At 49.5% G+C, this 21,633-nt stretch carries 16 protein-coding genes; 12 read left to right on the forward strand and 4 right to left on the reverse strand.

Going from position 1 to position 21,633, the window contains the following annotated elements; all coding sequences use genetic code 11:
- Nucleotides 1-6 precede the first annotated feature (6 nt).
- Together nrdA and ubiG are read right to left on the reverse strand one after the other, a co-directional pair.
- A complete protein-coding gene (nrdA, locus tag IE054_RS17235) occupies nucleotides 7-2,331 on the reverse strand; it encodes a class 1a ribonucleoside-diphosphate reductase subunit alpha (RefSeq protein WP_189408460.1) in 2,325 nt (774 codons plus the stop codon).
- A 451-nt stretch (nucleotides 2,332-2,782) separates the two neighbouring features.
- Nucleotides 2,783-3,484 (reverse strand): bifunctional 2-polyprenyl-6-hydroxyphenol methylase/3-demethylubiquinol 3-O-methyltransferase UbiG, encoded by a 702-nt coding sequence (gene ubiG, locus IE054_RS17240; protein WP_189408462.1) that lies wholly within the window; start codon nucleotides 3,482-3,484, stop codon nucleotides 2,783-2,785.
- A 294-nt stretch (nucleotides 3,485-3,778) separates the two neighbouring features.
- Between ubiG and gyrA the strand changes: the two genes are divergently transcribed.
- The 10 genes from gyrA (at nucleotide 3,779) to pyrF (ending at nucleotide 16,666) form a co-directional block, all read left to right on the forward strand.
- Entirely contained in the window at nucleotides 3,779-6,454 is a 2,676-nt protein-coding gene (gene gyrA, locus IE054_RS17245) for a DNA topoisomerase (ATP-hydrolyzing) subunit A (protein ID WP_189408464.1), read from the forward strand.
- A 96-nt stretch (nucleotides 6,455-6,550) separates the two neighbouring features.
- A complete protein-coding gene (gene serC, locus IE054_RS17250) occupies nucleotides 6,551-7,636 on the forward strand; it encodes a 3-phosphoserine/phosphohydroxythreonine transaminase (protein ID WP_189408466.1) in 1,086 nt (361 codons plus the stop codon).
- Complete coding sequence (gene aroA, locus IE054_RS17255) at nucleotides 7,633-8,922, forward strand: 3-phosphoshikimate 1-carboxyvinyltransferase (protein ID WP_189408467.1); 1,290 nt, start codon at nucleotides 7,633-7,635, stop codon at nucleotides 8,920-8,922. Before serC ends, aroA begins: the two co-directional genes overlap by 4 nt.
- Before the next feature lie 129 nt (nucleotides 8,923-9,051).
- On the forward strand, nucleotides 9,052-9,726 hold the full coding sequence (gene cmk / locus IE054_RS17260; protein ID WP_189408469.1) for a (d)CMP kinase: 675 nt from the start codon (nucleotides 9,052-9,054) through the stop codon (nucleotides 9,724-9,726).
- Nucleotides 9,727-9,845: 119 nt separating this feature from the next.
- A complete protein-coding gene (rpsA, locus tag IE054_RS17265; protein ID WP_189408471.1) occupies nucleotides 9,846-11,516 on the forward strand; it encodes a 30S ribosomal protein S1 in 1,671 nt (556 codons plus the stop codon).
- A 78-nt stretch (nucleotides 11,517-11,594) separates the two neighbouring features.
- On the forward strand, nucleotides 11,595-11,885 hold the full coding sequence (ihfB, locus tag IE054_RS17270) for an integration host factor subunit beta (RefSeq protein ID WP_189408472.1): 291 nt from the start codon (nucleotides 11,595-11,597) through the stop codon (nucleotides 11,883-11,885).
- A gap of 197 nt (nucleotides 11,886-12,082) precedes the next feature.
- The gene (locus tag IE054_RS17275) at nucleotides 12,083-14,431 is read left to right on the forward strand and encodes a PilZ domain-containing protein (RefSeq protein WP_189408474.1); all 2,349 of its coding nucleotides are present in this window, start codon (nucleotides 12,083-12,085) and stop codon (nucleotides 14,429-14,431) included.
- Between the two features lie 90 nt (nucleotides 14,432-14,521).
- Nucleotides 14,522-14,779, forward strand: a complete 258-nt coding sequence (locus IE054_RS17280) for a LapA family protein (protein ID WP_189408475.1) — start codon at nucleotides 14,522-14,524, stop codon at nucleotides 14,777-14,779.
- Nucleotide 14,780: 1 nt separating this feature from the next.
- Entirely contained in the window at nucleotides 14,781-15,950 is a 1,170-nt protein-coding gene (lapB, locus tag IE054_RS17285) for a lipopolysaccharide assembly protein LapB (protein WP_189408478.1), read from the forward strand.
- Nucleotides 15,951-15,955: 5 nt separating this feature from the next.
- Nucleotides 15,956-16,666, forward strand: a complete 711-nt coding sequence (gene pyrF / locus IE054_RS17290; protein ID WP_189408480.1) for an orotidine-5'-phosphate decarboxylase — start codon at nucleotides 15,956-15,958, stop codon at nucleotides 16,664-16,666.
- Between the two features lie 87 nt (nucleotides 16,667-16,753).
- Here pyrF and IE054_RS17295 read toward each other — a convergent pair whose 3' ends face one another.
- Both IE054_RS17295 and ald read right to left on the reverse strand, forming a co-directional pair.
- Nucleotides 16,754-17,122, reverse strand: a complete 369-nt coding sequence (locus tag IE054_RS17295) for an energy transducer TonB (protein ID WP_189408482.1) — start codon at nucleotides 17,120-17,122, stop codon at nucleotides 16,754-16,756.
- Nucleotides 17,123-17,246: 124 nt separating this feature from the next.
- Nucleotides 17,247-18,374 (reverse strand): alanine dehydrogenase, encoded by a 1,128-nt coding sequence (gene ald / locus IE054_RS17300; RefSeq protein ID WP_189408484.1) that lies wholly within the window; start codon nucleotides 18,372-18,374, stop codon nucleotides 17,247-17,249.
- 133 nt (nucleotides 18,375-18,507) lie between these two features.
- Between ald and lrp the strand changes: the two genes are divergently transcribed.
- A complete protein-coding gene (gene lrp, locus IE054_RS17305; RefSeq protein ID WP_189408486.1) occupies nucleotides 18,508-18,993 on the forward strand; it encodes a leucine-responsive transcriptional regulator Lrp in 486 nt (161 codons plus the stop codon).
- A 187-nt stretch (nucleotides 18,994-19,180) separates the two neighbouring features.
- Entirely contained in the window at nucleotides 19,181-21,631 is a 2,451-nt protein-coding gene (locus IE054_RS17310; RefSeq protein WP_189408487.1) for a DNA translocase FtsK, read from the forward strand.
- The last annotated feature ends 2 nt before the right edge of the window (nucleotides 21,632-21,633 follow it).

The raw sequence follows: 21,633 nt of genomic DNA on the forward strand, positions 1-21,633 counted from the left end.
TAAGGCTTAGATTTTACACGCACCGCCTGCGCAATCATCATCTTCCTCTACTACCGCTTCCTGAGCATTGGCAGGCTGACTTTCCTGCGCTTTCGCCTCTACGGTAGAGCTGTCTGATGCGCCGTCACGGGTATTGTGATAGTACATAGTCTTCACACCCAGCTTGTAAGCTGTCAGCAGATCTTTAAGCAACAGCTTCATTGGGACCTTGCCGCCTTCGTAGCGACCGGGATCATAGTTGGTGTTGGCCGAAATTGTCTGGTCAACAAACTTCTGCATGATCCCCACTAACTGCAGGTAGCCATCATTTGACGGGATATCCCACAGCAGTTCGTACTTGTCTTTGAGGTTTTCATAATCCGGAACCACCTGCTTCAGTACGCCGTCCTTACTTGACTTCACACTGATGTGACCGCGCGGCGGTTCAATACCATTGGTGGCATTGGAAATCTGCGACGACGTTTCAGAGGGCATCAGCGCTGACAGGGTAGAGTTACGCAGGCCGTGCGTTTTTATGTCCTCACGTAATGCATCCCAGTCGTAATGAAGCGGTTCGTCACAAACCTTGTCCAAATCACGCTTGTAGGAATCAATGGGCATAACGCCCTGCGCGTAGGTGGTTTCGTTGAATTTCGGACAGGCGCCTTTTTCTTTTGCCAGTTCGTTTGACGCTTTAAGCAGGTGATACTGCATGGCTTCAAAGGTGCGGTGAACCAGGCCATTAGCACTGTGATCGGAGTATTTCACACCGTGCTTGGCAAGGTAATAGGCAAAGTTAATCACACCTACACCCAGCGTACGGCGTGACATCGTCGCATTGAAGGCTGCAGGAACCGGATAGTCCTGGTAGTCCAGCAGGCTGTCCAGCGCTCGTACAGCAAGATCCGCCAGTTCTTCAAACTCATCCAGCGAATTAATCGCGCCTAAGTTGAAAGCAGACAGCGTACATAACGCGATTTCACCATTTTCATCATTCACATGCTCAAGCGGCTTGGTAGGCAGGGCGATTTCCAGACACAGATTCGATTGTCTGACGGGGGCAATTTGCGGATTGAACGGGCTGTGCGTATTACAGTGATCCACATTCTGCAGATAAATGCGTCCGGTGCTGGCCCGCTCCTGCATGAACAGGCTGAATAAGTCCATGGCGCGGATTTGCTTTTTACGAATGCTGTCATCATTTTCGTATTTAATGTACAGCTCTTCAAAGCGGTCCTGATCCGCAAAGAAAGCATCATATAGCCCTGGCACGTCCGATGGACTGAACAGAGTGATGTGCTGATCTTTCATCATGCGTGTGTACATCAGCTTGTTAAACTGCACACCATAGTCGAGGTGACGTACGCGATTTTCTTCTACGCCACGGTTGTTCTTGAGCACCAGTAACGATTCAACTTCCATATGCCACAACGGATAAAACAGGGTGGCTGCACCGCCGCGTACACCGCCCTGAGAACAGCTTTTAACCGCCGTCTGAAAGTATTTATAAAATGGAATACAGCCTGTGTGGAAGGCTTCACCGCCGCGAATAGGGCTGCCCAGTGCACGGATACGCCCGGCATTGACACCAATACCTGCACGCTGGCTGACGTATTTGACGATGGCACTGGCGGTGGCATTAATGGAATCTAGGCTGTCACCGGTCTCAATCAGAACACAGGAACTGAACTGGCGGGTAGGGGTACGCACACCTGACATAATGGGTGTTGGCAGTGACAGCTTAAACGTCGACGCGGCATCGTAAAAGCGGCGTACATAGTCCAGTCGTGTTGCTTTAGGGTAGTTGGCAAACAGACAAGCGGCGACCAGAATATACAGGAACTGCGCACTTTCGTAGATATCGCCGGTGACCCGGTTTTGTACCAGATACTTACCTTCCAGCTGCTTGACGGCCGCATAACTGAAATTCATATCACGCCAGTGATCAATGAAGCTGTCCATTTCTGCGAATTCTTCAGGCGTATAATCTTCCAGCAGATGATGGTCATATTTGCCCATATCGACCATGCTGGACACATGTTCAAGCAATGTCGGTGGTTCAAACTGGCCATAAGCGCGCTTACGCAAATGGAAAATGGCGAGACGGGCTGCCAGATACTGATAATCAGGTGCATCGGTAGAAATGAGATCTGCCGCAGATTTGATCAGCGTTTCATGAATTTCACTGGTAGAAATGCCATCGTAAAACTGAATCTGGGCTTTAATCTCTACCTGAGAGACGGACACATTATTCAGTCCCTCTGATGCCCAGGTAATGACCTTATGGATTTTCTCCAGATCGATTGGCTCTTTTTCACCATCCCGTTTCGTGACGTAAAGATTGTTGTTCATTGTCGTGGCCGTTTTGTTTTAGCGCATGGATGCGTGGGCTTGATGCCCGATTCTAGTTATGTACATCGTTGAGATCGCAATACTGCACAAAGACGATCGTAACGATCCCGTCAGGGCGAAGTTCACACACGGATGCAGACTCTACCCGGACAGTCGATATGTCGAATTAGGTTCAAACACAAGATAGTGAGGTTTGGTGTTTTATGCAACCCAATATCTGGTGGTTATTCCAGCATTTAACCACAAGAGATTTTAACGTTAGTAACGACTCACCTAAAAGTGGGGATTGACCCTTCGCTATCTTAAATGCAAGCAATTTTGAAAAATTGATCGTCTTATAAAATAAATTATTCCAAAAAGCCTGTTTTTATAAAAACACGATATATAGTGCCTCTTGCACTTTTTACTCTCCATATATGGCGTATTTCTCTATGCCTGGCGACACGACGATTCAGATGGCGTGGGTACAGAGCAGGTAGTTCACGTCCACATTGCGATCAGACAGATAATAACGACGAGTGAGCGGGTTCATATGTAGCCCTGTGATGTCTGTTGCCTTGAGATCTGCGGCATCGGTCATCCTCATCAATTCTGAAGGCTTGATAAAGCGTCCATGATCATGCGTGCCTTTCGGTACCAGGTTAAGCAAATACTCTGCACCGAGTATGGCCATCAGGTACGACTTTATATTGCGGTTCAGGGTAGAAAAAAAAACCTGCCCGCCAGGCTTGACCAGTTTTGCACAAGCGGCCACTACAGAGGCAGGCTCCGGCACGTGTTCCAGCATTTCCAGGCAGGTGACAGCATCAAATTGTTGCGGGTGCTGTGCGGCAAACTGTTCCACCGTCGTACATTCGTAGGTCACCTCAGTACCCGATTCAAGACCATGCAGCCTGGCCACTTCAAGCGATGCTTCCGCCATATCAATGCCGGTTACTTCTGCTCCGCTGCGCGCCATCGCTTCTGACAGAATACCGCCGCCACAGCCAATGTCGGCAACTTTCTTACCGCTCAGTCCCTGTACATGTTCGTTAATAAAGGACAGGCGTAACGGATTGATATCATGCAGGGGCTTGAATTCTCCCTCAGGATCCCACCAGCGGGAAGCGAGTTCTGAAAACTTATTGATTTCCTTCTGATCGACATTGCTCATAGTTGGTTGTCCGGGCAAGGTTCCTGTAATAAATCGTTGCGCTAACATAGCGCAATTTGCGTCAAGTTTGGATATTAAAAAACAGGTAAGCAAACAACCTGATGGAAAAATAGACGGTTGAGACACACAGGCCAAACGCATACGATTAACCGCTACATTATTTGTCAGTGCAGTGGTACACTGGCGTGTGATTATGACCCGCTGAATAATAATGTGTCTTGTCTCACTTATCGCCAAAAATCGGGTCTGGTAAGCGAGAGCGGCGACAAACCAAAATAAGGGATTAAGCAGTTTATGACTGATAACGCTAAAGAAATCCTCCCCGTAAACATAGAGGAAGAGCTGAAAAACTCTTACCTCGATTACGCGATGAGCGTTATTGTAGGGCGCGCGCTGCCCGACGTACGAGATGGCCTGAAGCCCGTGCACAGACGGGTTCTGTTCGCCATGAATGAATTAAAAAACGACTTCAATAAACCGTATAAAAAGTCGGCCCGTGTGGTGGGTGATGTCATTGGTAAATATCACCCCCATGGTGACTCTGCGGTTTATGACACGATCGTGCGGATGGCGCAGTCGTTCTCGCTTCGCTATATGCTGGTTGACGGGCAGGGGAACTTTGGCTCTGTCGATGGTGATTCCGCCGCTGCCATGCGTTACACCGAAGTGCGTATGGCTAAGATTGCGCACGAACTTCTTGCCGATTTGGATAAAGAAACGGTTGATTTCGTTCAGAACTATGACGGTACGGAATTCATTCCTGAAGTATTGCCAACCAAAGTACCCAACCTTCTGGTAAATGGCTCTTCCGGTATTGCCGTAGGAATGGCGACCAACATTCCGCCTCACAACCTGACGGAAGTCATTAATGGCTGTATTGCGCTTATCGAAAATCCGGATACGTCCATTGATGAACTGATGACCCATATCCCTGGGCCGGACTTCCCGACTGCAGCGATGATCAGTGGCCGCAAAGGTATTGATGATGCCTACCGTACCGGTCGTGGCAAGATTTATCTGCGCGCCAGAGCCGAGATCGAAACCGAAGACAACGGTAAAGAAACCATTGTCATAAATGAAATCCCGTATCAGGTGAATAAGGCGCGTCTGATCGAGCGTATCGCCGAAATGGTGAAAGAGAAGAAGATCGAGGGCATTTCAGCACTACGCGATGAGTCGGATAAAGACGGCATGCGCATTGTTATTGAGGTGCGGCGAAATGAGTCAGCGGAAGTCCTGCTTAATCATTTATATGCCCAGACTCAGTTACAAACCGTGTTCGGCATTAATATGGTGGCGCTGGATAATGGCCAGCCAAAAGTCTTCAATCTAAAAGAAGTGCTGGAAGCCTTTATTCTGCATCGCCGTGAAGTGGTTACCCGCCGTACGGTGTATGAACTGCGTAAAGCGCGCGACCGTGCGCATGTGCTTGAAGGTCTGGCCATTGCGCTTGCAAATATCGACCCGGTCATTGAGCTTATCAAAGCATCAAACAGTCCGGCCGACGCGAAAAAATCGCTGGTCGCACAAGGCTGGGCGCTGGGTGACGTGTCACAAATGCTGGAACGTGCTGGCGATGATGCTGCGCGACCTGACTGGCTGGAGCCGGAGTACGGCATCCGTGACGGTAAATATTACCTTACCGAGCAGCAGGCTCAGGCTATTCTGGATCTGCGCCTGCACAAGCTGACCGGTCTTGAACACGAAAAAATTCTGGATGAATACAAAGCGCTGCTTGAGCAGATTGCAGAATTGCTGCATATCCTTAACAGCCCTGAGCGTCTGATGGAAGTGATCCGCGAAGAGCTGGAAAAAGTGCGTGACGAGTTTGGCGATAACCGTAAAACGGAAATCACGGCTGCCAGCCATGATATCGACATCGAAGATCTGATTGAGCAGGAAGACGTAGTTGTCACCCTGTCGCGCGAAGGCTATGTAAAATATCAGAAACTGACCGATTATGAAGCGCAGCGCCGTGGTGGTAAGGGTAAGTCCGCCACCAAGATGAAAGATGAAGACTTTATCGAGCGGTTGCTGGTTGCTAACACCCATGATCATATTCTGTGCTTCTCGACCCGTGGCCGTTTGTACTGGCTTAAGGTGTATCAGTTACCGTTTGCCAGCCGTAACGCGCGCGGTCGTCCAATTGTAAATATTCTGCCGCTCGAAGAAGGTGAGCGTATTACCGCCATTCTGCCAATCAAAGAGTTTGTGGAAGACAAATTCGTGCTGATGGCCACTGCCAATGGTGTGGTTAAGAAGACCGATTTAACGTCTTATTCGCGTCCGCGGTCTAACGGCATTATCGCCGTGAACCTGAATGACGGCGATGAACTGATCGGCGTCGCTATTACCCACGGTGACGATGACATTATGCTGTTCTCTGATGCCGGTAAGGTAGTACGCTTTAACGAGAAACTGCGTGACGCTGAAACCGGTGAGGTTAAACGCGATCCGGAAACCGGCGAAGAGTTGCTGGCGCTGCGCCCCATGGGCCGTACAGCAACAGGTGTGCGTGGTATTAAGATGCCTGAAGGTCAGCGTGTTGTGTCACTGATTGTGCCCAATGGTGAGGGTGCTATTCTGACTGCCACCGAAAATGGCTTTGGCAAACGTACGCCGCTGGCTGATTACCCCGCCAAGAGCCGGGCCACGCAAGGTGTGGTATCCATCAAGGTGTCTGAGCGTAACGGCAAGGTAGTTGGTGCGGTTCAGGTAGATGAAAACGACGAAATCATGCTTATCAGCAATCAGGGCACGCTGGTGCGAACCCGGGTTACTGAGGTGTCTACGGTGAGCCGGAATACGCAGGGTGTCCGTCTTATTCGTACTGCCGAGGATGAATTTGTTGTAGGCTTGCAACGCATTGAAGAAGTCGAGGAGGCGATTGAGCTTTCTGAAGAAGATGCCGCGCAAATCGAACAGGAAAACGCTGCAGCAGACAGCGACGATACAACGACAGAAGAGTAGGGTAGCCCGGCAGCATTAACTGCTGCCTGCTGCATAATCGTTGATTAACAAGCGGCATTGTGCCGCTTGTTGTGTTTATAGGTAAAGAGAACGGCAATGAGTGAGGTATATAATTTTAGTGCCGGGCCAGCCATGCTGCCCAAGGCCGTGATGGAAAAAGCCCAGCATGAATTTCTGAACTGGCGCGATACAGGATGCTCAGTCATGGAAGTCAGTCATCGCGGCGATGATTTCCGTACTATCGCATCAAAAGCTGAGCAGGATTTACGGGACTTGCTTGCGGTTCCCTCAAATTACAAAGTACTGTTTACCCACGGCGGTGGCCGGGGCCAGTTCGCCGCGGTACCGCTGAATATTTCGGCGCCGGATGATACCAGTCTGCATCTGGTCACCGGCTCCTGGTCCAAAGGCGCGGTCAGTGAGGCCGGGAAATACAATACCGCCAAAGTCATTGGTGAAACTGTATTAAAAGACGGGTTACAGTTTGTCGAGCAGCCGCAACTTAGCGGCGATCAGCTGAATGCCGCGTACCTGCATTTCTGTCCCAACGAAACCGTTGATGGGATTGCCTATGACTGGCTTCCGGAAGCGGGTAACGTACCACTGGTTGCGGATATGTCATCGACGATCATGTCTCAGCCGATTGATGTCAGTCAGTACGGGATTATTTATGCAGGCGCTCAGAAAAACATTGGCTCTGCAGGCCTGTCTGTCGTGATCGTACGCGATGACTTGCTTGGCAAGGCACGTCAGGAAACCCCATCAATTTTCGATTACCAGAAACTGGCTGAAACCGATTCGATGTACAATACACCGCCAACGTTCTCCTGGTATCTGTCCGGGCTGGTGTTTGAATGGCTGAAAGAACAGGGCGGACTGCAGGCCGTTGCCGCCAATAATACCGAAAAAGCAGACCTGCTTTATGCCGCAATCGACAACTCTGACTTTTACCAAAGTCGCGTCCATCCTGACAATCGCTCAAAAATGAATGTACCGTTTCAACTGCATGACGACTCACTGGATACCCGCTTTCTTGAGCAGGCGCATGCAGCGGGCCTGGTTGCGCTGAAAGGTCATCGTTTCGTCGGCGGAATGCGTGCCAGCATCTACAATGCCATGCCAATTGAAGGTGTGGTTGCGCTGGTTGAATTTATGCAGGAGTTCGAGAGGGTCAACGGATGAGTGGCGAAGAGACACTGACACTTAAGCCGGTGGCGCGTGTTGAGGGCGAAGTCAACGTGCCAGGCTCAAAAAGCCTTTCTAACCGCGCCTTATTACTTGCGGCGCTGGCCAGTGGCGAGACGGTTCTGACCAACCTGCTGGACAGTGAAGACATTCAGCATATGTTAACCGCGTTGCGGGCACTGGGGGTTGAATATCAACTGAGTGACGACAAAACCGAGTGTGCAGTAAAAGGGCTGGGTGGTCGCTTCACACATTCTGAGCCGCTGGAGCTGTTTCTGGGCAATGCTGGCACGGCAATGCGCCCGCTGTGTGCGGCGCTGGCGCTGAGTGACGTCGATGTGGTGCTGACCGGCGAGCCGCGGATGGAAGAACGCCCGATTGGCGATCTGGCAGATGCACTGAATGACGCAGGCGCCGATATCCGTTACCTCAAGCAGACTGGCTTCCCTCCTGTGGCGATCAAGGGTAAAACCCTAAAAGGCACGACACTGAGTGTGGAGGGCAGTGTATCGAGTCAGTTTCTTACCGCACTGCTGATGGCGGCGCCGTTATTTGACGGTGATGTGACAATTACCATCAAAGGCGAACTGGTTTCAAAACCCTACATTGATATAACGCTGGATACCATGGCGAAATTCGGTGTAGCAGTACAAAACGATGCGTATCAGGCGTTTCATATACGTGCTGGCCAGCAATATCAGTCGCCAGGGCGGTTTATGGTAGAAGGCGATGCATCCTCGGCGTCATATTTTCTGGCAGCCGGCGCCATTAAAGGTGGTACGGTTCGGGTTACCGGCGTAGGAAAGGACAGTGTTCAGGGCGATATTCATTTTGCTGACGTACTCGAAGCGATGGGTGCAACCATTAACTGGCAGCCCGATGCGATCACGGTAACTGGCGGTCCGCTGCAGGGGGTCGATATGGATATGAATCATATTCCTGACGCAGCCATGACTATTGCTACAACAGCCCTGTTTGCAGATGGCCCGACGACCATTCGCAATGTCTATAACTGGCGTGTAAAAGAAACGGACAGACTGCACGCCATGGCGACAGAACTTAAGAAGCTGGGGGCGACCGTCGAGGAGGGGCGTGACTATATCAAAGTCTGGCCACTGGCGAACCCTGACGAAGTGGCGATCGACACCTATAATGATCACCGCGTAGCGATGTGCTTTTCTCTCATTGCTCTGAGCAATGCGTCGGTGACGATCAATGATCCCGGCTGTACCGCAAAGACCTTTCCGGACTTTTTTACACGGTTTGCTACGATTTGCCGGTAACCAGTAAAAGCAAGTGTTTGTGCTTTCATCCGTGTTGCGTCACTGCATGTGCAGTGACGTTGCGAAAACGTCGTGAACGCGTATAATTGCGCGCGTTTTTTAACAGATTGTAAATAAACCGGAGCAGGTATGCATCCATCCCCCGTAGTCACGGTTGACGGTCCAAGTGGTGCTGGAAAGGGCACATTAAGTAGTTTGCTGGCCAAGTCGCTCGACTGGCACTTTCTTGACAGTGGCGCGATTTATCGTGTGCTGGCTGTGGCAACACTGCATCATGACCTTCCATGCGAAGATGAAGAAGCGATTGTGCCGCTGGCCACCGGCCTTGATGTGAACTTTGTCACCAATGATGATGCTACCCGGATCATTTTAGAAGGCGAAGATGTCACCGATGATATCCGCACGGAAGACGTGGGGGCCGTAGCGTCAAAGGTCGCTGCACTGCCTCGCGTTCGTGAAGCGCTGTTGCGCCGTCAGCGTGCGTTTCAGCAGGAGCCGGGACTCGTTGCCGATGGCCGTGATATGGGAACGGTTGTATTTCCTGACGCGGCCATAAAAATCTTTCTTACAGCAAGCGCCGAGGCCAGAGCCCAGCGGCGTTATAGCCAGTTGAAAGAGAAGGGTATGGATGTTAATATTGCGCGCCTTTTAACCGATATCAAGGCCCGGGACGAGCGTGATACACAACGCAGCGTCGCACCTCTGGTACCGGCTGAAGATGCAGTAGTAATTGATTCGACAGACCTGGATATATCGCAGGTCTTTGAAAAAGCAATGGAAGTTGTAAAAGCAAGGCTTAAATAGCCAGCATATTTATCGCTTTCATCGCGCCTGTTGTCACAGGAAGTGACAACGTTTGTTAATAACCCCACGTTAGCCGGAATGTAATGTGGATTTCAACTTAATTGATTGTTTATAACCTTATGACTGAAAATTTTGCACAACTTTTTGAAGAAAGCCTACAGGAACTGGAAACTCGTCCTGGTTCAATTGTAAAAGGTACCGTAGTTTCTATCGACAAAGATATCGTTCTTGTTGATGCAGGCCTGAAATCAGAAAGTGCTATCCCAGCTGACCAATTTAAGAATGCTGAAGGCGATCTGGAAATCGAGATCGGCGATCAGGTTGACGTAGCACTAGACGCAGTAGAAGACGGCTTTGGCGAAACAGTACTGTCACGTGAGAAAGCGAAGCGTCACGAAGCCTGGGTCGAGCTGGAAAAAGCCTATGATGATAAAGAAACCATCAAAGGCGTTATCAACGGAAAAGTTAAAGGCGGTTTCACTGTTGAAGTTAACAGTGTACGCGCATTCCTTCCGGGTTCTCTGGTTGACGTACGTCCTGTACGCGACACCACGCACCTGGAAAACAAAGAGCTTGAATTTAAAGTTATCAAGCTGGATGCCAAGCGTAACAACGTGGTTGTTTCTCGTCGTGCCGTTATCGAAGCAGAAAACAGCGCAGAACGTGAGTCACTGCTGGCGAACCTGGAAGAAGGTCACGAAATTAAAGGTATCGTTAAGAACCTGACTGACTACGGTGCGTTCGTTGATCTGGGCGGCGTAGATGGTCTGCTTCACATCACTGACATGGCCTGGAAGCGCGTTAAGCATCCAAGCGAAATCGTCAACGTTGGCGACGAAATTAACGTTAAAGTCCTGAAGTTCGACAAAGAGAAGCAACGTGTTTCTCTGGGTATGAAACAGATGGGCAACGATCCTTGGCAGGATATTTCTCAGCGCTACCCAGAAGGCACCAAGATCTCTGGCCAGGTTACTAACCTGACAGACTATGGTTGCTTCGTTGAAATTGAAGATGGCGTTGAAGGTCTGGTTCACGTTTCAGAAATGGACTGGACGAACAAGAACATCCACCCGTCTAAGGTTGTTAACCTGGGTGACACTGTTGAAGTTATGGTTCTGGAAATTGACGAAGAGCGTCGTCGTATTTCACTTGGCCTTAAGCAGTGCATCGCTAACCCTTGGGAAGAGTTTGCCAAGTCTCACGAGAAAGGCGACAAAGTTACCGGTAAAATCAAGTCAATCACTGACTTCGGTATCTTCATCGGCCTTGAAGGCGGTATCGATGGTCTGGTTCACTTATCAGACATCAGCTGGAACAAGCCAGGTGAAGAAGCCGTTCGTGATTACAAGAAAGGTGACGAAATCTCAGCAGTGGTTCTGCAAGTCGACCCAGAGCGTGAGCGTATCTCACTGGGCGTGAAGCAAATCGAAGAAGATCCGTTCAACAAGTATCTGACAGACAACAAGAAAGGTGCTATCGTTAACGGTACAGTTACTGCTGTAGACGCGAAAGGTGTTACAGTTAACCTGGCGGAAGAAGTAGATGGCTACATTCGTGTTGCAGATTTATCTGTTGACCGTGTAGAAGATGCTTCTGACGAAGTTAGCGTTGGTGAGAGCATTGAAGCCAAGCTAATGGGCGTTGACCGTAAGAACCGCACCGTTAACCTGTCTGTTAAAGCGAAAGACCAGGCTGACGAAAAAGAAGCGATCGACAAAGTGAACCAGCAAGACGAAGCTGGCTTTGCTAACGCGATGGCGGAAGCGTTTAAAGCGGCGAAAGGCGAGTAATAACGTCTTGGGTGTGGTTTGAAACCACACCCACGTCCGTAGTGGCTGTTTGCGTATTCATTTGACAGTGAGGTTGTTATGACCAAGTCGGAACTGATAGAACGGCTCGCGGATCAGGCTCGCCATATCCCTGCGAAGGAGCTTGAAGCCGCCATCAAGGAAATTCTTGAACAAATGGCGCAGACCCTTCAGAAAGGGGATCGCATTGAAATTCGGGGGTTTGGAAGCTTTTCGCTTCACTATCGTGCTCCTCGCACTGGTAGAAACCCTAAAACCGGGGAAACGGTAGAGTTGGATGGTAAGTATGTCCCGCACTTCAAACCCGGAAAAGAACTTCGCGAGCGTGTTAACGCTTCGATTAATAAATAAACCGCACGCAGTGCGGTTTTTTTTTCTCTAAAAACAACGCAAAGGCAAACGCTTAAAGCTTAAGTTTATGTAATTTAGCTAAATAACTTTGACAAAGTTAATTTAATGATCTTATTGCATAGATTATCTATTGACCATTTGTCTGTCCGCCTCTTATTATAGCTCTCGAGGTGTACTTAAAAGGCGTGGTCCCGCTCATGTCTGCTGTTGAAGAAGACAAAATAATAAAACAGTATCAACCTCTTATTCGTGCGCTTGTGCCGTATGAGCAGCAAAACCGATTACTTGAAGGGATCAACAAGTTTTCTAAACGGCTGCCAAGCAGTGTCAGACGCATTGTTAAAGAGGAAGTAATTCGGCTGACATCGCTGACAGATGCCCCTGCCGACAATTCAGCGTTTGCTCAATTCCCGGTTATGAAGTTTAAGCACTTCGGCATTTCTATGCGCCTGGACAAAGTCGGCGCACAAATTCTTAAGAATGAAACAGCGCTTTATCAGGACCGCTATACGGTGGGTGTCTTCGAATCCATCATGGATTCTGATCACTACCAGGCGCACATGAAGCGCGAGCAATTTAAAAAGGTTGTGGACGCCTTTAAAGTAGAAGGGCAGTCGTTTACCGATATCGACTTTGGTGATGACATTGCGGTAAAGCCCAACTTTACCGTTGCCAGTTCAGAGTTTGAGAAAGGCCGTCACTGTTCGCTGAGTTCGCTCGCCTTTGAGTCCATGGAGGTGGAAACACGACGCCCTCCCAGTGCAGCAACCGGTGATGAAATTACGTTTACGTTTCCTGAAATACGCGGTCTGACGTCTCAGCCAACAGAAATTAAATATCGCCTCGACGCGATGAAATATAACAAGCATACCGGCAAATACGACTCCCACTTCTCGATATCATCAGACACCGATCCAAAGATTAAAGCTGCGATTAAGCGATACATTAAAGCAACCGCCTATCAGCAACCGCTGCAGCGTGAGCTGGAAATTGAGCGTGCCATGCAGGATCTTGAACGCGATCGCTTGCTGGAAAACAGTCCCTGGTTACCCGTTTATGCAAAACGCGGGCTGGAAGGTATTCAGCCAGAAATAGCGTTGCTTACCAAAGCCAATGCACAATTTAACTCAGTGAATAATGTGTTGGATGTGCTTGGTCATCAGAAAAATTTTAGTGCGTTGTCTAAAGAGTTACTGACCTATCGCGAAGCCTTTTTATTTTATGGTCTGCTTAAAACAAAGAAGGGCGATACCAAAATTGTTGTCACCCACCGGCAACTCGCCGCCGATGGTCAACTTGCAGGCCTGGTGTATCTGCTGAACAAAAGCAAAAGTCTGGCCTGCCTGCATTGTCGCCTTGACGAAGTGACCAGCGAAGATCGATCAAAAGCATTTTCTATCCACGACATGTCTGCCAAGACGTATCCCGAACTCGATAAGATTAGCCATATTGTCTATTGCCGCGATATATCCGATATGCTCAGAAACCTCACATTGGGTGAACGGTGTGAGTTCAAATCGATCCCCAAGCGGTATATTGCTGATACGCGCCACAGTTCAATTGGCTATGTAATGGAGGAAGACCTGGATCGTCGCAGCGAAACCCGCTACCTGGTTGATAAGGCGGCATCCATAAAGCTTGGGCTATTGTCATCACTGGATGCAACAGTCAATGACTTGTCTGCCAAAGGCATGAAACTAACCGTCGAGCCGGGCGATCATAAAATTGGCAATGAACTTCGTGTCTCGATTCCAGAGTTAAAGATCAGAAACGAACGCTACCGGGTTATACATTTTGACCGTGAGGCCGGTGTATTGCGGCTATGCCTGTTTGATGAAAATAAACTAACTAAAACTGGCTCCAATGTGGATGCGATTGTCGAAGATAACTCTGCGTATTTTAAAATGCGTGATATCGCTCGTATGCAACGGGCCACGCACCGTTTTCTTTGGGATCTGGCGATACGCCATTTGCCGTCACTGTCTGTGCTTTGTGTCATGAACCGGCATATTCTGGACCGAATGAAGACGGTCTATCAGAGTGAATCTTCGGATGATTTGTATCCATTTTCAAAAACCCAAAGTGTGACGCCTCTGCACGGCTTTTTTGCAGATAAAGATGCCACTAAACCGAAATCTCAGTTACTGGAATTATTATTTAAAGGGAAACGTACCGGGGCACTGGTTGTACATTGCGTCAGAAAGACCGATGACAAGCTGGTCTATATATCTGAAAAAGACTTTAATTTTGGTACTATGCGCCAGCAAATTCAGCATAAACTGGATGAAGAATCGATTCAGTTGTGTACTTCTGAGGTGACCGCGGTGCGCTGCCATGATGCCACCACGCCGCTTACTAAGAAGCGTCTGGCACAGTTATCTAAACTTGATAAAGCCATGTATGACAAGCTTTCCGGTATGCAGGACGGCTACACACACTGTATTTATGTGACCAATATTTCAGCGCTGCAAAATGATTTAATACGGGCCCGTATGCGTATGATCCGGAAAAAGCCAAATGCTGCTGAAAGTGGCGATGCCGCCTGAAACTATTCTGGTTTTCAACATTTTATCCTGTAGGATGTTGCGCCCTGATTTGCTATTCTCTAGCAATAGTTTGTAAAAAGGATACAGGGATTGAGAGCTATACTTTCCGTACTGGTTATCGTCGTGCTGCTTGCACTGGCGTTTGCTGTAGGGTCACAGAATGACGCCGTTGTATCGGTCAATTATTTAATTGCGCAGTCAGACACACGACTATCAACCTTAATTGCCATTGCTCTGGCGATGGGGGTTGTTATTGGCGTATTGATTATGCTGGCAAGCTGGCTCAGCCTTCGTCTGAAAGTGGTTGCGCTGCGTGCGAAAGTCCGGCGATTAACCAAAGAAACCTGACATGCTCGAATTGTTGTTCCTTCTTCTGCCGGTAGCTGCAGGTTATGGCTGGATCATGGGCCGTAACAGTGTTCGTCAGGCACAGCGCAAAGAGTCGAGCATTCTGTCCCGTCATTATTATAAAGGCCTTAATTTCCTATTGTCCGATCAGCCTGACAAAGCGGTTGATACCCTTATTAAGATGATTGACATGAATAGCGATACGGTTGAAACCCATATCGCTATGGGCAGCTTTTTCCGCCACCGGGGAGAAATTGACCGTGCCATTAAGGTGCACCAGAACCTGGTGAGCCGCGATGAAATTCAACCAACACAACGGGAAAACGCCCTTAAGGAACTGGGTCTTGACTACACGCAGGCGGGCTTTCTTGAGCGGGCAGAAAATGCATTTTTGCAGTTGTTAAACAGCGATAAACACTACCTGATTGCGCAGCAACAGTTATTTAGCATTTACCAGACAACCAAAGAATGGGACAGGGCAATTGAACTGGCTGAACGTATGGTCGCCTGCCACGGTGATAATGACGAAGTCAGCGGGCGTTTATCACATTTTTACTGTGAACAGGCGCAGGTGTTGCTAGACAAGCAGGATACGACGCAGGCTTTAACGCTGCTGCAAAAGGCGGTCAATGCAGATGAAAAAGCTGTGCGGCCGTGGTTAATGCTTGGCCAGCAGGCGCTGGAACAACAGCGCTACAGTGATGCAGTGGCATATTATCGTCAGGTTGCCGAGCGGGATATCAGCTGGTTCAGCGAAGCTGTGCCATATCTGGAAAAAATAGCCGAGGAAACTGACGACTGGGACGGGTTTTCCGAACATTTGCAGGCTCACTGGCAGGCATGCGCCACGTCCTATCTGGCCATGGTCGATGTGCTGCTTAAAAAGGGTGAGACGGAGCAGGCTGCCAATTATTTGCTTGAACAACTCGGTGAACGCCCTACAATGCGCGGGTTTAAAACACTGATGGGCCTGTATATCGATCAGGTTAACGATCCTGCTTCCGCCAACAGTCTCCGGTTATTGAAGGATTTGGTTGAGCGGCAAATGGAGCAGCGGCCAAAATACCGCTGTCAGAGCTGTGGCTTTTCAGGGCGAAAGTTGTACTGGTTATGTCCCTCCTGTAAAAAGTGGGGGGTCGTTAAACCCATCAAAGGTCTCGACGGAGAATAATGACTATGCAAAACCCTCGCGTCATTGTGGCGCTGGATTATGATAACAAAGCGACCGCACTGGCATTTGTCGATGCGCTTGATCCCGAACTGTGCCGGTTAAAAGTGGGCAAGGAAATGTTCACGCTTTTTGGTCCGGACTTTGTGCGCCAACTTATCGACAAAGGTTTTGATGTGTTTCTTGACCTTAAATTTCACGATATTCCCAATACCGTCGCCAAGGCATGCCGCGCCGCAGCGGAGTTGGGCGTTTGGATGGTAAACGTTCATGCATCCGGAGGCCGTGAAATGATGGAAGCTGCAAAACAGGCAATCGCAGAAAGCCAGCACCCGCAAACCAAACTGATTGCAGTTACTGTGCTGACCAGTATGGACCGGCAACAACTTAGTGAGGTTGTTGATGGCGTAACACCGGACCAGCAGGTTATGAAACTGGCACGATTAACACATCAGGCAGGCCTAGACGGGATTGTCTGCTCCGCCCAGGAAGCTATGGCGTTACGTCAGGTATTTGATGACGATTTTCTGTTGGTAACGCCTGGGATCCGGCCTGTCGGCAGTGATGCCGGCGACCAAAAGCGTATTATGACACCCGTTGAAGCCATTCAAAATGGTGTCAGTTACCTGGTCATGGGCCGACCTGTCACACAGGCTGACGCTCCGCTGTCGGTACTCACTGAAGTGAATGCGTCGTTAACAAGCCCAGGATACGGCTAAGTTTACCATCACTTAGCGAGTCCTGAAGGGCGCAGCCGCATGGCAGGTTTCGCAAGTGATGGCCGTCGCCTCTGGTAAGACACTTCTCTAGCGGTTAATGAATGTGAATTCGGTTTCAACAATCACCGGCTGCTTTGTGGTGTTCTGCTCACTGGGTTTGTATTCAATATTACCCAGGGCCCGCTTGCCTGCAACGACCCAGTCTTCATTGGGTTGAAAATCAATCACTTCTACATCGTGGACATCGCCATTTGAGTCAATGAGGTAGCGAAGTTTGACACTGCCTGCGGGTCCTGGCAGTGATGCAATATTGAAACTAAAGCCACTACTTTTCCAATATTTGTCGAGTTCATCATTCTCAACTGTGATAGGAGCGCGGGTCAGGGTGGGAGATAAACTGCTACAGGCACTCGCTGTGAGGGCAACTAACGTTGCGACTAAAATACGTAACTTCATCGTCAAAATCCTTATTGTCGAAATGTTTCCCGCGTACGCTATCAACTATCCTGATTATCCGCAATAAAAAGCCCCGCTCAGCGGGGCTTAATTCTCAATGACCTAGTCTGACACTTAGTCTGATTTATTTGAGCGCGTCTTCCGCTGGCGTATAACTCAGACCAAGCTCTTCACCCAGTGCATCAACCACTGCTTTATAGGTGACTTTGCCTTCATGAACATTGAGGCCTGCCAGCAGGTGCTTGTCGTCCAGCATCGCTTGTTTTGGCCCTTTATTGGCAAGCGCCAGACCAAATGGCATGGTGGCGTTATTGAGTGCCATGGTGGAGGTGCGTGCAACGCCACCTGGCATATTAGCCACACAATAGTGAACCACGTCATCTACCGTGTAGACTGGCTCCTGATGGGTTGTGGCCTTTGATGTTTCAAAGCAGCCACCCTGATCAATGGCAACATCGACCAGTACCGAGCCAGGCTTCATGGCTTTAATATGTTCACGATTTAACAGCTTAGGTGCCGCTGCGCCAGGAATCAGCACGGCGCCGACCACCAGATCGGCTTTTGATGAGTAATGCTCAATGGCATCAACAGTAGAAAATACGGTTTTTATCTGGCCACGGAAAATATCATCTAGCTGGCGCAGACGTGGTAGTGAACGGTCAAGAATCGTGACATCAGCACCCAGTCCCAGCGCCATTTTCGCAGCGTTAGTGCCAACCACGCCGCCACCAATTACAAGTACCTTGCCTGGCGCAACGCCCGGTACGCCACCAAGCAATGTACCACTGCCGCCGTGAGACTTTTCAAGATAATGTGCGCCTGCCTGAACAGACATGCGGCCAGCCACTTCACTCATAGGCGCGAGCAGGGGAAGACCACCGTGACCATCGGTCACTGTTTCATAGGCAATGCAGGTTGCGCCAGAAGCGACCAGCAGTTCGGTTTGTGTCGCGTCTGGGGCCAGATGCAGGTACGTGTAAAGCGTCTGACCTTTACTGAGCAATTTACACTCATTAGGTTGTGGCTCTTTTACCTTCACGATCATTTCTGCTTCTGCAAAAATTTGTTGTGCAGACGGCGCAATCGTCGCACCGGCTTCGGTATACATCTGGTCAGTAAAACCAATTGCATCACCGGCATTGGTTTCAACCATAACGCTGTGACCATGGGTCACAAATTCTTTCACCGCGGCTGGGGTTAAGCCAATGCGGTATTCATGATTTTTAATTTCCTTAGGTACACCGACAAGCATGTTTTGCCCTCTTTTTTCAATATCGCAGAATAACAGGCTGCGCAGTATACGTGAAAAAAAAGCAAAGTATCTGCTGAAAAGCCACCTTCCGCAGTGTTATATTCTGCCATATTGACAATGTGAAGAATATTATATGCTGGTAAAAACGCCGAAACATCTCGATCGTATCGATCGCAATATCCTTAACGTATTGCAGAAAAATGCACGTATATCCAATGTGGAATTAGCTAAACAAGTTGGCCTGAGTCCCAGTCCTTGTCTTGAAAGGGTTAAAAGGCTTGAAACACAGGGCTATATTCTGGGCTATCATGCACACGTCAATCCTCAGCAGCTTGGGGCCGCAATGCTGGTATTTGTGGAAATCACACTGACCAAAACCTCGGTTGATATTTTCGCAGAATTTTCTGCTGCGGTTCGCCAGTATGACGACATACAAGAGTGTCATCTGGTGTCCGGTGACTTTGATTTTTTGCTCAAAGCGCGTGTGGCTGATATGTCGAGTTACCGCAAGCTCCTCGGTGACACCTTGTTGCGCTTGCCCGGCGTAAGTGAATCACGCACTTATGTGGTAATGGAAGAAGTGAAAAGCACTACCGAATTACGCATAAATCTGAAGTAAACAATTGATAGGTCTTGTCCGCAGCTTTGTGGTAGGCTGTTGTACATAAAAACAGTAGTCCACCACGAACAGTTTCCAAAGCGGCACGAATCGTGGATCCAAACGTCACGTCTGTCTTCTAACAAAAAGTGAGTTTGGTATCTTCTCTTTGAAACTACGTGGTAAAAAAAACAGTGATTTTAGGGTTATGGCGCGATTAACAGGGATCCAGCGGCTTCTGGAAGCAGGCATGATTATCGCCTGCGTATTTGCATTTTTCCTGCTGCTGGCATTAGCTTCTTTCAATTCTGGTGATCCTGGCTGGAGCCAGGCTGGCTTGCAACTGGATGTACACAACTGGGTAGGGGCCAGTGGTGCCTGGGTGGCCGATCTGTTGCTTTTTAGCTTCGGTTATCTTGCCTATACGTTACCGTTTGTCAGTGCGTTTCTGGGCTGGTTTCTGTTTCAGCACATTAAAACTCTGGAAGAATTTGATTATCTGACTATTGGCCTGCGTATTATTGGTGGATTACTGATGGCACTGGGTGCGACCGGAATTGCCAGTGTCAATTTCAACGATATCTATAATTTCTCGGCAGGCGGCTTTGTAGGCGATGTGATCAGTTCAGCGCTTATTCCCTACTTCAACATCGCGGGTACCATTTTAGTGCTGCTGTGTTTCTTCTGTACCGGCTTTACGTTAATGACAGGTATTTCCTGGCTGGCGATTATTGATGCAATAGGGGATATGACATTATGGAGCGGGCGTAAAGTAATGCGGCTGCCCCAGCAGTTACTGGATATTGATATGCCAAGGCTGGCTAAACCTAAACAGGATGAAGTTCAGCCGTCATCAGATGAACTGGATATTACCAGTATGCGCGCAGAGCCTGCAGCAGATGATACTGGCTCATCAGCCAGGCCGGAGCCTGGAACGCCACGTGACACCCACAGCCAGCCACAACGCAGTGAGCCGACATTTTCTATTCCGGATGATGTGTTTGTGGACGAGGACGAGCCACCATTTTACACCGATAACGCGCCCGGGAACGCAGATTCAGGCCCGTCTCAGGCTACACCGCCGCCAGCGCCTGAGCCTGCACCGCGTAAGGCAACAAAAGTTGCACCTTCATCAGCAGGGCAGGGGAGTACCAATGAAGCGGTTGGACCTATGCCGTCGGTGGATCTTCTGGAACGTCCCGATCGACATGAGAATCCCATCACTCAGGAAGAGCTCGATGCAGTATCTCGTCTGGTAGAAGATAAACTGGCAGACTTTAATATTGAAGCGACGGTTGTGGGAGTTTACCCGGGGCCGGTTATTACGCGGTTCGAGCTTGATTTAGCGCCGGGCGTCAAAGTCAGCAAAATTACCGGCCTGTCTAAAGATTTGGCGCGGGCCATGTCAGCCATTTCTGTACGTGTAGTGGAAGTTATCCCAGGTAAGTCTGTCATCGGGCTGGAGCTTCCCAACAAGAAGCGTGAAATGGTGCGCTTAAGCGAAGTGATAGCCTGCGATACATTTCAGTCTAATGACTCTGCACTTACTATGGTACTTGGCGCCGATATTTCCGGTAAGCCTGTGGTGGTTGATCTGGCCAAAATGCCGCACCTGCTTGTAGCGGGTACTACCGGCTCTGGTAAGTCAGTAGGGGTCAATGTCATGATCCTAAGCCTGCTGTACAAAAGCACGCCGGAAGATGTGCGTATGATCATGATTGATCCCAAGATGCTGGAACTGTCTGTGTATGAAGGGATCCCTCACCTGCTTGCTGAAGTGGTAACCGACATGAAGGAAGCAGCGAATGCCCTGCGCTGGTGTGTGGGCGAAATGGAGCGTCGTTACCGGCTGATGAGCGCGCTGGGCGTACGAAACCTTAAAGGCTATAACGCCAAAGTGACGCAAGCCATAAAAGATGGTGAGCCAATTAAAGATCCGCTTTGGAAGTCCGAGGAAAGCATGGAAACCGAGGCGCCAGATCTTGAGAAGCTGCCCAGTATTGTTGTGGTGGTCGATGAATTCGCCGACATGATGATGATTGTGGGCAAAAAGGTTGAGGAGCTGATTGCGCGGATAGCCCAAAAAGCGCGGGCGGCAGGTATTCATCTGGTTCTGGCCACTCAGCGCCCGTCAGTAGATGTGATTACAGGCCTCATCAAAGCCAATATACCCACGCGTATTGGCTTTCAGGTATCCAGTAAAGTGGATTCGCGTACCATTTTAGACCAGCAGGGTGCAGAAGCACTGCTGGGTATGGGGGATATGCTGTATCTGCCGCCTGGTAGCCCGGTTCCAACCCGTGTTCACGGCGCCTTTGTCGATGATCATGAGGTGCATGCAGTAGTGGCTGACTGGAAGAAACGTGGTGAGCCTGAATATATCGATGAGATATTAAACGGTGAGGCCTCCTCTGAGGTACTGTTGCCGGGTGAACAGGCCGAAGACGGCGATCAGGAGCTGGATACCTTTTACGACGAAGCCGTGGCATTTGTCACAGAAAGCCGGCGGGCCAGCGTATCCAGCGTGCAGCGTAAATTCAGAATTGGTTACAATCGGGCCGCACGTCTGGTGGAACAAATGGAGACCAGTGGCGTCGTAAGTTCACCGGGACACAATGGCAGCCGGGAAGTGCTGGCACCGCCACCACCAAAAGGGTAAAA

This window comes from Alteromonas halophila, assembly GCF_014651815.1.
In the GTDB taxonomy this organism is placed as follows: domain Bacteria; phylum Pseudomonadota; class Gammaproteobacteria; order Enterobacterales; family Alteromonadaceae; genus Alteromonas; species Alteromonas halophila.